At 65.6% G+C, this 11,799-nt stretch carries 10 protein-coding genes; 4 read left to right on the top strand and 6 right to left on the bottom strand.

The features are described 5' to 3' along the window. Window positions 1-108 precede the first annotated feature (108 nt). The 6 genes from IR187_RS08040 to pyk form a co-directional block, all read right to left on the bottom strand. Window positions 109-957: a phosphodiesterase gene (locus tag IR187_RS08040; protein WP_194954082.1), complete on the bottom strand. Its 849-nt coding sequence runs from the start codon at window positions 955-957 to the stop codon at window positions 109-111. Window positions 958-998: 41 nt separating this feature from the next. Next, entirely contained in the window at window positions 999-2,933 is a 1,935-nt protein-coding gene (locus tag IR187_RS08035; protein ID WP_194954081.1) for a cytochrome c3 family protein, read from the bottom strand. A 10-nt stretch (window positions 2,934-2,943) separates the two neighbouring features. Continuing rightward, entirely contained in the window at window positions 2,944-3,825 is an 882-nt protein-coding gene (locus tag IR187_RS08030; RefSeq protein ID WP_228765637.1) for a hypothetical protein, read from the bottom strand. Then, on the bottom strand, window positions 3,825-6,275 hold the full coding sequence (locus tag IR187_RS08025) for a cyclic nucleotide-binding domain-containing protein (protein WP_194954080.1): 2,451 nt from the start codon (window positions 6,273-6,275) through the stop codon (window positions 3,825-3,827). The genes IR187_RS08030 and IR187_RS08025 overlap by 1 nt, the downstream gene beginning before the upstream one ends. A gap of 426 nt (window positions 6,276-6,701) precedes the next feature. Beyond that, complete coding sequence (locus IR187_RS08020) at window positions 6,702-7,475, bottom strand: arginyltransferase (protein ID WP_194954079.1); 774 nt, start codon at window positions 7,473-7,475, stop codon at window positions 6,702-6,704. Between the two features lie 342 nt (window positions 7,476-7,817). Further along, on the bottom strand, window positions 7,818-9,272 hold the full coding sequence (gene pyk, locus IR187_RS08015; RefSeq protein WP_194954078.1) for a pyruvate kinase: 1,455 nt from the start codon (window positions 9,270-9,272) through the stop codon (window positions 7,818-7,820). A 107-nt stretch (window positions 9,273-9,379) separates the two neighbouring features. On the opposite strand from pyk, the gene IR187_RS08010 reads away from it, so the two are divergent. From IR187_RS08010 to IR187_RS07995, 4 genes are all read left to right on the top strand, one after another. Continuing rightward, entirely contained in the window at window positions 9,380-9,706 is a 327-nt protein-coding gene (locus tag IR187_RS08010; RefSeq protein WP_194954077.1) for a DUF1244 domain-containing protein, read from the top strand. Window positions 9,707-9,788: 82 nt separating this feature from the next. Further along, on the top strand, window positions 9,789-11,105 hold the full coding sequence (locus IR187_RS08005; protein WP_228765636.1) for a metal-dependent hydrolase family protein: 1,317 nt from the start codon (window positions 9,789-9,791) through the stop codon (window positions 11,103-11,105). 101 nt (window positions 11,106-11,206) lie between these two features. Further along, entirely contained in the window at window positions 11,207-11,449 is a 243-nt protein-coding gene (locus IR187_RS08000; protein ID WP_120215546.1) for a DUF2312 domain-containing protein, read from the top strand. Window positions 11,450-11,481: 32 nt separating this feature from the next. Continuing rightward, complete coding sequence (locus tag IR187_RS07995) at window positions 11,482-11,799, top strand: heavy metal-binding domain-containing protein (protein WP_194954075.1); 318 nt, start codon at window positions 11,482-11,484, stop codon at window positions 11,797-11,799.

The following is an 11,799-nucleotide window of genomic DNA, read 5'->3' as shown; positions in this document are numbered from 1 at the left end:
TCGGGTTCGTCATTGCGAGCGAAGCGAAGCAATCCAGGGCGGTTTACGCAGGCTCTGGATTGCTTCGCTTCGCTCGCAATGACGATTCAAGCTAAGATTCTACCAGGATTATCCCGGCCGCTCGGCCTTCAACTCGCGCACCAGCGGCTGCAACCGCTCGTCATATTTCGCCAGCATCGTATGCGCGCCGGCATGGTCGTAAAAACTCACCAGCTCGCGCCCGTTCCAGCGGTGGAGCGCATAGGCGGGGTCTTCGGCGACGATCATCGGGCGGTCGTCGGGATGATTCTCGTCGATCGGGCGAAGGTCGAGCGACACCTGCGGCGCGGTCGACGAACAGATCGCCACCGTGCGCCCTTCCCACGCCACGGTGACGCTGCGGTGGAGGTGGCCGCAGATCAGCCCGCGCACCTGCGGGTGGCGCCGCACGACATCGGTGAAGGTCGCCACCCAGGGTTCGTCGGGGTGGGTGTTCATCCACTCGATCCCGCTTTCGACCGGCGGATGGTGCATGACGATATAGGTTGGCTTGGCCGGCGCTTTCGCCAGTTCGGTGTCGAGCCACGCCGCGCGAGCGGCGCAAAAGGCGCCGCCGTGGCGCCCCTCCTCCAACGTGTCGATCGTCACCAGCCGGAGTTCGGGCAGGTCGACCGCATATTGGACAAAGCCGTTGCCGTCGTCGAAGCCCGGAAAGCGCGCATGAAAATTGTCGCGCAGGTCGTGATTGCCGACGCTCGGCCACACCGGAAAGGGACAGCGCGAAAAGGCGGTCGCAAGGCGGCGATAGCTGTCGGCGTCGCCGCGGTCGGTGATGTCGCCGGTGGCAAGCAAAAGGTCGGGGCGGTTCGGCCCCTCGATCAGCACGTCGAGCACCTCGTCGAGGCGCTTGCGATTATATTCGGCCGGATTGTCCGGATCGAACCCGATATGGATATCGGTGATCTGGGCGATCAGCATATCCGTCCCCTGCTGTCACCGGCTGGTCCCGGCCCGATAGTTCACCCGCCCCGCCTTGCCCCGTGCAAAACCGGTGTGCGCCACGTCACATGATAAAGGCCGCGCGTCGCGGCACCTGTGATCGCGCTCACACCCGCCATAGCATCGGCGCGTTTATTTGTAATTGCCGCGCTGTTAACCTTCCGCTGACGGTTCGGCACCCACGGCTGGCCGCCGTCGGAATGATATTCGTGGCACATCGCGCAGGGTGATTCGGTAGCCGTCTGTACCTTGACCAGCCGCGCGCCGCTTTCGCCGACATGGCAATCGCGGCATTGGCGCAGGCCCGGGACGAGCAGGTCGGTCGAGGCCTTCGACGCGGGCGCCGCGGTATGGCAATCGGCGCAGTCGGTTTCCTTGTGCGCGTCGTGATCGAACCAGCCTTTTTGCAGGTAGCGCGGCGTCTGGTTGACTGCCGCGACGCGCCAGTTGTTCCCGGCCGCGGGCGCAAAGATCGTGTGGCAGTCATAACAGGCGCCGCCTTTCGAGAACACCGCGCGCACCGCGTCCTGCGCCCGACTCGGCCGCAACGCCACCTCATTGAAATAGATGTTGTAGACCTGTCCCTCGGCATAGGCGCCCGGCCGCCGCCGCTGCATCCCGCCGAGCTGGAGCGGCCGCGACGGCGGGGTCGAACGATAATGAGCGGTGAGGTCGGCGATGACCTGTGCCGGTTCGCCGTGGCGCAAGGTGCGCGTCGTGCCGCCGACGGTCTCGAACGCCAGACTGTGGCACATGGCGCAGTCGCGCTCCATCTCGACCGGCTTGACGCGCACCCCGTCGGCCTCGACGCGGTGGCAATTTTCGCATTCGAGCTTCTGCCCGAAATCATGGCGTCCGCGGAAACTCGCCGCCATCCGCGCGACGCCGCCGGTCGCCTGAAGGTGAACGTCGTGCGGGAATTTCAGGCCGTTGTAATCGACCGTCCCCTTGCCCGGCGCCGCGCGCGCCAGCTTCGCCCCCGGCGCGGCGCGGACGAGCGGGCGGAACTCGGGGTGGCCGGTGCCGAAATCGGCCGCATCGCCCAGCAGCGTCGGATGCCCCGCGCCTTTCAGCCGCCCCTGCATCCCGTCGTGGCAATCGGCGCAGAATTTCTGCGGCGTTGCCGCCATCGGCCCGGCGCCTTCATGCTCGGTATGGCAATCGACGCAGCGCCCCTGCGGCCGGTTGAAGGCCTCGCCGACATTGGCGAGGAATTTGTCGAAGCCACCTGCGGGCGCGCGCGCCGCGAGCAGCATCGCGGTCGGCGCATTGGCGTGCGCCATACTCATCGCCTTGTGCTCGCCGGTGTGGCAATTGACGCACGCGGTGTCGGTGACCGCCACAAACGGTTCGACGTGGCACGACTGGCAATCCTTGGTCAGATTGGCGTGGGCACTCGACAGCGGGCCCGAAATCCAGCTGCGATCGGCGTGGAGCGTGCCCGGCCGTTCGTCGACAGTCTTGTAACTGTACCACGCCCAGATCGGCCCGACGAGAAACGCGAGCAGCATCAGCAGGCCGAAGGTCCATGCCCCGACGCGCTTGCCCGGCATCACGCCCGCGAGCGAGAAGGCCTTCACCTCGTCGACGTCCTTCGACGATTGCGACAGCTCGTCGATGCGTTCGACGAGGAGGATGATCTTGTCGTCCTCGCGCGCGATCGTCAGGCGGTGGCCGCCGAACCGCAATTCGCCGCCCGCGGCGCTGTCGATGTCGGCAAGGGTTTCGGTGCGGCCGTTGAGGTCGAACCCCAGCCCCTCTTGCGCGGTCACCCGCACCGTGCGCCCGTCGCCGCTGGCGATCGTCGCATGGTGCGGATTCACCGCGAGGTCGGCGACATGGATGGTGTTCGCGCTGTCGCGGCCCAAGGTGATCGTGTCGCCGGGCAGCGCCTGGTCGCGGACGATCTGCTTGCCCGTCTTGGTCGTCGCGATGCGGCGGAGAATGAAGCTCATCGTCCCCGCCTCACCAATAGAAAAAGACGCTGATGATGTGCGCCGACAGCGCCGCGATCAGCGCAAAAGTCAGCGGCACATGCACATAGAGCCAGATTTCGAGCAGCGCGCGGAGGCGCAGATGCGCGCGCAGCCGCGCCAGCGCCGCTTCTTTCTGCAACAACAGCTGGACGACCTTGGCGCGCGCGTCGGCGTCGCCGCCCTGCGATGCCGCCAGCGTCCGGCGCGCCGCGGCGGTCGCGCAGGCAGGATAGCGCCCGCGCAGCCGCGCCCACGCGCCGCCCGCGAACGGGTCCTGGTCGAGCGAGGCGAGCACCGCGGCGCTGTCCGCCGAGGTCAGCGGCTGCGCGGCGCTGTGAAGCTGGCGGTCGAAGGCGCGGATGGCTTCCAGCATCTGCATCTGCGTCATCTGCTCGCGGTTGTTCGACAGCGCGGCGGGCAAGGTCGCGTATGCGATGACGCCATAAAGCCCCGACAGGATGACGAGCATCATCAGCACCCAGGCGAGCGTGTGGACATTCCAGCCGAGCTGGAATCCCGTGTGCCAGGTGCCGATGACGATCAGGCTTAGCCCCAGATAAACATGCGCCGACGTCCACGCCTTCAGCGACCAGTAATCGCTCGTCATCTTGCGCTTGCGATAGCCGAGCGCGGTCAGCCACAGAATGAGCAGCGCACCGATCGTGCCAAGCGTATAGCCGTACCAGCTGCCGCCATTATGCCGCGGCGTCACGTCGACCAGCGCATACGACAGGATGATCAGCAGGCACAGCCCGCCCGAAATCTTCGCCCAGCGGAACCCTGCATAGCGCAAGAAGCCTTCGTGCTGGCGCTCGCGCACCCGCTCGACCTGCGTGGCTTTCGACCGGCGGCGCTGGAACAGGCTGGCCATCAGTCGGTCGCCTCGTCGAGCCGCGCAATCGACAGGAATTCCTCGGGCGACACGCGGATCGCGGCGCCGGTCGGGCAGGCGCGCACGCACGCGGGGCCGCCGGCGATGCCCTTGCACATGTCGCATTTGACCGCGATCTTCTTGGGCTTTTCCTCGCCCAATTGCTTCTTGGTCCATTTGGGCGAGGGTTCGCCCGGCCCCGGCCCCTTGCCGAGCAGCAGCCAGCTCAGCAGTCCCGGTTTGGGCGGCGGCGCCGCCTCCATGCGGATCACCCCATAGGGGCAGTTGCGCATGCAATTGCCGCAGCCGATGCAGCCCGGCTCCATGAACACCTCGCCGTCGGGGCCGCGGTGGATCACGTTCGGCGGACAGTCGGCCATGCAGTGCGGATGCTCGCAGTGGCGGCAGCTCGTCGGGACGTGCAGATGCGCAAAGGTCTTGCCCGCCTCGCGGTCGAGCCGCGACAGGCCTTCGTGGCTGTCGGCGCACGCCTTTTCGCAATTGTCGCAACCGACGCACAGATTCTCGTCGATCAGCAGCGCATCGGTCGCCTCGCCCAGCCCCTCCTTCATGATGAAGCTGGCGGTGTCCGAATAGAGATCGACCGCGCTCGAATAGCTGGCCTTGCGCGATTCGATAAAGCTGTTCATCGCCGCGCGCTCGGCCACCGCCGCCTCGGTCGCCGCGCGCACCTGCGGCCGCGCGGCGAGCATCTTGCGGAAACTGTCGCCGGTCAGCTTGATAACCTCGCTGCCGACCGCGGCCTTGACCGTGGCGTTGCGCGGCTGCCCGCTCAGGACGCCCATTTCGCCGAAGAAGCTGCCCGCCGGCAGGTAGCGGAGGAAGATCGGTTTGCCGCCGATGTCTTTCTCGACCACCATCGATCCCGACCGGATGACATAAACATCGTCGCCCTGCTCGCCCTCGGTCAGCACGACCTTACCAGCAGAAACACGCTCGACCTCAGCCGTCTCGACGACCGGCGCCAGATCCTCGACGGTCAGCCCGCCCTTGAAAATTTGCAGCAATTGCCGTTCGAGCGAGATGCGGTTGATCGCGCGCTTCGCCCCCGGCACTGCCGCCATCAGCTTGAGCGCCGCGGTGCGCGACACCTCGACAAAGATGCTGTCGGCGCCCGCGCGGATCGTCGCGCCGCGCTTACGCCCCGAAATCAGCCCGACCTCGCCAAAAATCGATCCCTGCTCGATCGGCACGGTGACGTCCGGCGCGACCTCGACCTCGGCATGGCCATCAGCGATTGCGAACAGCGATGATCCCGGCTCGCCCTTCTCGAACACGACGTCACCCTTGCGGTAAAAGGCGACCTTCGAATCGAGCATGAACTCGCGCATCTGGAGCGGCGAGACATCGGCAAAGATGCTCACCCGTTCGCGCAGATAGTCGAGCCATTCGCTCACCGATTTCTGCTGCGGCAGCCCCGCAAAGACCGCCGCCAGATCCTTTTCGTCGGCGGGGGTCAGCGCGGTGTTGCCGCCCAAGAACTCGACGACGTCATAGCCCTGGTTCATGCAATGCTTGATCAGTGGATAGCCCGCGAGCGCGCCGATCACGAAAATGCCGGGCACCGTCGATTCAAAGGTCGGTGACAGTTTGGGAAAGGCCTCGCGGTCGGGGCCGGTGAACTCGATCCCCATCGATTCGACGAAAGCGCGCGGCGCGACCGACCCCAGCCGCGCGACGATGACGTCGCACGGAATGCGTTCCTCGCCGTCGGGGGTGTCGAGCGTCAGCCAGCCGGGTTCGACCTTTTTCGGCTGTGTCTCGGTACGGATCGACATCAGGCCGTTTTCGCCCGCCTCCATCATGTCGGACACATTCTTCGCCTTGGCGCGCGCGAAATCCTTTGACCGGTTCAGGATGGTGACGGTATTCTCCAGCGCCTCCTCGGCGACGCCCAGCGCATTTTCGATCCCCGCGTCGCCCGATCCGACGACGGTGATATGCTTGTCCTTGAAATCCTCGGGATCGTCGACCTGATAGATGATGTGCGGCAGGTCGGCGCCTTCGCATCGCATCCGGTTCGGATTGCCCTGCGTGCCGATCGCCAGCACGATATTTTCGGCGTGAAAGACATCGCCCTTCGCGGTCCGGATCGCGAACGCGCCCTTCTCGCCCGTCACCTCGGCAACGTCGGCGTGATAGGCCACATTCACCTTGTTGTTCGCGGCGTCCTCGTCCCAATTGCCCAGGATATATTCGCGCGCGCCCTCGGCAAAGCGGCAGTCGGATCTAAGGTCAAGCCGCTCGGGCGTCGCGAGTACGCGCTTGCCCTTCTGATATTTGAAGATCGTGTCCGACAGATGGTCGGTCTTTTCGAGCAGGACATGGCTGAGGCCCAATTGTCCTGCGCGCGCCGCGGCGCTGAGTCCCGCCGGGCCGGACCCGATGATCGCGACCTTGACGCGGTCAGCGGCGCCCGGCTCGCTCATGCGCGCGCGCCGGCGCGGCGACGGTCCGCGATCATGCTGCTGGCGAACATGCGAACGGGCATCCTATTCCCCCCAATCGCCTACCCCTAAGCGACCTCAACCTGGATGCGACCCGGACTTAATATCCTGGAAGATGAAGCTATGCCCTTGAATGCGGGAAAAGGTCAACCGGAAGCGGTGATATACTGGGCGCTTGCGAGACGTTCGCAGTTAATTTGCGGTGGAGGGTGGGGGGCGGCCGGTTGCGGCCGTCGCCGCTCCTCTCCGCTTGCGGGGAGGGGGACCACCGCCGCAGGCTGTGGTGGAGGGGGTTATCGGCCTGACGTGCCGCCGAAGGACGCCACCCCCTCCGTCAGCGCTTCGCGCTGCCACCTCCCCGCAGGCGGGGAGGATCGTCTTGTTTCTGCCCCAGCGCGGCAACCATCATCACGCCAGTTCGAACATCTCCGCAATGCTCTGCGCCGCGCGCGGTTCGAAGCGGGTCCAGCCGTCGGGGCCGAGCCGTTCGAGCGGGCGGAAGCGCGCCTTGTACGCCATACGCGCCGATCCCTCGATCCAGTAGCCAAGGTAGACATAGGGCAGGCCGGCGCGGGCGGCGCGCTGGATATGGTCGGCGATGATGTAGGTGCCCAGCCCCTCGCGCAGCGGGTGCGCGGCGTCGAAGAAGCTGTAGATCATCGACAGCCCGTCGCCCTGCCGGTCGGTCAGGCAACAGCCGACCAGCCGCCCCTTGCTGCCGTCGGCGGTCGGCTCGCGATATTCGACCATATAGCTGTCGACCGGGGTCTGTTCGACCATGTCGGCGAAATCCTGTTCGTCCATGTCGGCCATGCCGCCGTTGGGATGGCGCGAGGCGAGGTAGGACCGCAGCAGTGTATATTGTTCCTCGGTCGCCCACGGGCGGCACGCCGTGGCCACCAGGTCGCTGTTGCGCCGTATCGTCCGCTTCTGCGACTGGCTGGGGGCAAATTCGGCGGCGCAGACGCGCACCGAAACACAGGCCGAACAGTCGGCGCAGCTGGGACGATAGGCGACCGACTGGCTGCGGCGAAAGCCGATGCGACCCAGCGCGTCGTTCAGCTCGTTCGCCGTGTTGCCGCTGAGTTCGGTGAATACCTTGCGTTCGGTCTTGCCCGCCAGATAGGGGCAAGGCGCGGGGCTGGTGACGAAAAAGCGGGGAAAACGGAACGGTGCGGACACGCGGGCTAAACCTCCAGCTATGCGATGCGGAATCCCCCCGACGCGGGTCCGACGCTCACCACCCACCAACTATGCCGCGACCCGTCAATGGTGCAAAGCCTGTTTACCATTTTTCATCGTGCCGATCTGAATCAGGTCGAAAATTTTGTGAATCGCGCGGTAAGGATTGTGCCGATTTGAATCGATTATGGCCGGAATGGTCCTCCCTGTGGCGAAGCCATGGGGAGGTGGCAGCGCGAAGCGCTGACGGAGGGGCCATCGCGTTGACGTTGCTGCCCCTCCACCATCCGCTTCGCGGACGGTCCCCCTCCCCATGGCTTCGCCACAGGGAGGATTCATGACTCAGCTATACCCGCGCAGTTCGTCGCCGGTCAGCGTCGCGACGTGCAGTACGTTGGTCGATCCCGGGGTTCCGAACGGCACCCCCGCCATCATCACCAGTTTCGACCCCGCCTTTCCGATCCCGTGGCGCAGCGCCATGCGCTTGCCCTTGGCGATCATCTCTTCAAAGCTGCCGATGTCCCTGGTCGATACGGCGTGCGCGCCCCACAACAGGCCCATGCGCCGCGCGGCCTCTTTCTTCGGCGTCAGCACCAGCAACGGCGCCCCCGCCCGCTCGCGCGCGACGCGGCGTGCGGTCGATCCCGAAAAGGTGAAGCAGATGATCGCATCGGCGTCGATCGTGCGCGTGATGTCGCCCGCCGCCTCGGCCAGCGCGTCGGCGGTGGTGGCGTCGGGGGTCGTCTCGGTGAAGTGCAGGCGACGGAAATAATCAGGATCGCTTTCGACCGAACGCGCGATCGAATCCATCATGGTGACTGCTTCCACCGGCCACGCGCCCGCTGCGGTCTCGGCCGACAGCATGATCGCGTCCGCCCCGTCGTACACCGCCGTGGCGACGTCGGACACTTCGGCGCGCGTCGGCGAGGGTGACACGATCATCGATTCGAGCATCTGGGTCGCGACGACCACGGGCTTGCCCATCCGCCGCGCGGTCGCAACGATGCGCTTTTGCAGCGGCGGTACGGCTTCGGGGGGAAGCTCGACCCCCAGGTCGCCGCGCGCGACCATCGCGGCGTCGGCGAGCTCAAGGATTTCCTCGATCCGCTGCACCCCGGACGGCTTTTCGAATTTCACCAGCAACGCCGCCTTGCCACCAATCAGCGTCCGCGCCTCGGCAACATCCTCGGGCCGCTGCACGAACGACAGCGCGATCCAGTCGACGCCCTGTTCGAGTGCGAAGGTCAGGTCCTTGCGGTCCTTTTCGGTCAGCGCCGCGAGCGGGACGACGACGTCGGGAACATTGACCCCCTTGCGATCCGAAATCTTGCCGCCGACCTCGACCACCGTGTCGATCCGCTGCGGCGACACCGCCTGGACGCGCAGCACCAGCTTGCCGTCGTCGATCAACAGCCGCGTGCCCGCTTCCAGCGCTGCGAACAATTCGGGGTGCGGCAGGTGAACCCGTGTCGCATCGCCCGGTGCGATGTCCGCGTCGAGCGCAAAGGGCGCGCCTTTAATCAGCTCGACCGGCCCATCGGCAAAGGTGCCGACGCGCAGCTTCGGCCCCTGCAGGTCGACGAGGATCGTCGTCGGACGCCCGGTCTCCTTCTCCAGCGCGCGGATCGCGGCGATCACCTTGGCGTGGCCGGCATGGTCGCCATGGCTCATATTGACGCGAAAGGCATCGGCGCCTGCGCGGTGCAGCGCCGCGATCATTTCGGGATTGGCGCTGGCAGGACCAAGCGTCGCCAGGATGCGCACCTTGCGCTGGCGGGGGGTAAAACTCTGGGCCACTGATGCTCCGAACCGATAAAAAGCTGGGGTCGCTTGCGTAGGCGCGTTGCCCCCGGCAAGGCAAGCCGCGTATAGCTATTCATCCCCTCAGCAGAAGGAATAACGCCATGTCTTGTAGCGACGATCAGGCCATCTCGAACGATGCGCTCGATACGCTCGACGATGCCGTTGCCGCCGCCGCCTTCCGCCGCCTCGTCCGCCTGCTCCAGCATCGCAGCGACGCCGCGAATATCGACCTGATGGGGCTTGCGGGATTCTGCCGCAACTGCCTGGGCGACTGGATCGCCGAGGCAAGCGACATGGACAAGGAAGCCGGCCGCGCGATCGTCCACGGCATGCCGACCGCCGAATGGAAAGCCCTGCATCACACCGCCGCCACCCCCGAACAGCTCGCGCGGATGGAAGCAAGCATGGCGAAGAACCCGCGTCACTGATCTTGCTCTGACCGCGCTTTGCGGACATGAGGTTGGGAAGCGCCGCTTAGGCACGGAAAATGGGGAGAATATGGCGATGCGCATGATGTTGACAGGAGCGATGCTGGGTGTCGCCCTCATCGCCAGTGGCCCGCTCGCCGCCGAGCCGTCCGCCACCACCTATATCCATGCCGGGCATTTGCTCGACCAGCCCGGCCGCGAACCACGCGGGCCGTCGACGATTGTCGTGCGCGACGGGAAGATTGCCGAGGTCCGCGACGGCTTTGCGGCGCCCGAGGGCGATGCGCGGGTGGTCGACCTGAAGAACGCCTTTGTCCTGCCCGGCCTGATCGACATGCACGTCCATATCTCCAGCGACGACAATCTGCTGCGCAGCCGCCTCGAAAGCTCGGGCCGCGACGTCGAGGATGTGTTCGTGATCGCGCAGGATAATGCGCGCAAGACGCTGGAGGCCGGGTTTACGACGGTACGCGACTTGGGCGGCGATGGCCGCACCACGACGACACTGCGCGATGCGATCAACAATGGCGTGATCGTCGGACCCACGGTCATCCCCGCGGGGACGATGATTTCGGTGACCGGCGGCCATGGCGGAGTCAACGGGCTCAACCGCACGCTGACCCACGCGGTCGCGGCCGAGCGCACCAATATCTGCGACGGCCCCGACGGCTGTGCCAGCGCGGTGCGCACGCAGATTTCGCTGGGCGCCGAGGTCATCAAATTCGCCGCGACCGGCGGGGTGCGCTCGAACGTCGCGGGCGGGCTGGGCAAGCAGATGTCCGATGCCGAGATGAAATCGGTCGTCGACACCGCGCACAGCTTTGGCCGCAAGGTCACCGCCCATGCCCACGGCAAGGAAGGCATCGACGCCGCGCTACGCGCCGGGGTCGATTCGATCGAACATGGCAGCTTTATCGACGATGAAACGGTCAGGCTGTTCAAGGCGTCGAACGCCGCCTTGGTGCCGACCGCGGTCGCACCGATCGCCGCACTGGCGCAGGCGCGCCGCGGCGACGCACCCGCGCCGCAGCTCGCCAAGGCCGTGGAAGCGGCGGCATCGCACGCGAACAGCATCGCGCGCGCCGTAAAGGGCAATGTCCGCATCCTGTTCGGCACCGATTCGGGCGTCGCGCCGCACGGCGACAACGCCAAGGAATTTGCGCTGATGGTCAAGGCGGGGATGACCCCGGCGCAGGCGATCAAGGCCGCGACGATCGACAACGCCGCCGAACTCGACCGGCCGATCGGGGCGATCGTGGCGGGGCGCGATGCCGACATCGTCGCCGTCACCGGCGACCCGCTCGCCGACGTGACAATGCTGGAAAAAGTCGATTTCGTGATGCGCCGCGGCGTCGTCCACAAGCTCGGCGGCAAGCGCCAACCTTTCCCGCCCGAATAAGCAGACCCCACCAACTAAGCATGGCGAAAATGCCGCAGGACGATTAGGGACGCGGCAGCCGCGATTCTCGCGCCGCATCATCCCAATCACCGGAGTCCAAAATGAGCGAAGCCACCGTATCCGACGAACAACTGCGCCTGTTCATCGAGCGCATCGAACGGATGGAAGAAGAGAAAAAGGGCGTCGCCGACGACATTCGCGACACTTATAATGAAGCGAAATCGCAGGGTTACGACCCGAAGATCATGCGCCAGATCGTTCGCCTGCGCAAATTGCCGCCGAACGACCGCAAGGAAATGGAAGCAATCCTCGACGTTTACAAATCGGCGCTCGGTATCGACTGAGCCGCAACCTTTATCAGCACAGGAGAGTGACGATGTTCAGCACCACCACCAACACTATCGAAGGCCATCCGGCCCGCGAATATCTGGGCATCGTCACCGGCGAAGTCATCGTCGGCGCGAACCTGTTCCGCGACCTGTTCGCCAGCATCACCGACATCGTCGGCGGCCGCTCGGGCAAATATGAAGACGTCCTGTCCCGCGCCCGCAAGGAAGCGATCGCCGAGATGGAAGCCGAAGCCGCGAAACTCGGCGGCAACGCCGTGATCGGCGTCGACCTCGATTACGAGGTGCTCGGCCAGAACGGGTCGATGCTGATGGTATCGGCCAGCGGGACGGCGGTCATCATCTGA

The sequence above is a fragment of the Sphingopyxis solisilvae genome, assembly GCF_015475875.1.
Taxonomy (GTDB): Bacteria; Pseudomonadota; Alphaproteobacteria; order Sphingomonadales; family Sphingomonadaceae; genus Sphingopyxis; species Sphingopyxis solisilvae.
This window is presented reverse-complemented; position numbering and strand designations above follow the sequence as displayed.

Coding starts and splice junctions, on each gene's coding strand:
- IR187_RS08040 (WP_194954082.1), bottom strand. CDS start 957: ATGCTGATCGCCCAGATCACCGATATCCATATCGGGTTCGATCCGGAC.
- IR187_RS08035 (WP_194954081.1), bottom strand. CDS start 2,933: ATGAGCTTCATTCTCCGCCGCATCGCGACGACCAAGACGGGCAAGCAG.
- IR187_RS08030 (WP_228765637.1), bottom strand. CDS start 3,825: ATGGCCAGCCTGTTCCAGCGCCGCCGGTCGAAAGCCACGCAGGTCGAG.
- IR187_RS08025 (WP_194954080.1), bottom strand. CDS start 6,275: ATGAGCGAGCCGGGCGCCGCTGACCGCGTCAAGGTCGCGATCATCGGG.
- IR187_RS08010 (WP_194954077.1), top strand. CDS start 9,380: ATGTCTTGTAGCGACGATCAGGCCATCTCGAACGATGCGCTCGATACG.
- IR187_RS08005 (WP_228765636.1), top strand. CDS start 9,789: ATGATGTTGACAGGAGCGATGCTGGGTGTCGCCCTCATCGCCAGTGGC.
- IR187_RS08000 (WP_120215546.1), top strand. CDS start 11,207: ATGAGCGAAGCCACCGTATCCGACGAACAACTGCGCCTGTTCATCGAG.
- IR187_RS07995 (WP_194954075.1), top strand. CDS start 11,482: ATGTTCAGCACCACCACCAACACTATCGAAGGCCATCCGGCCCGCGAA.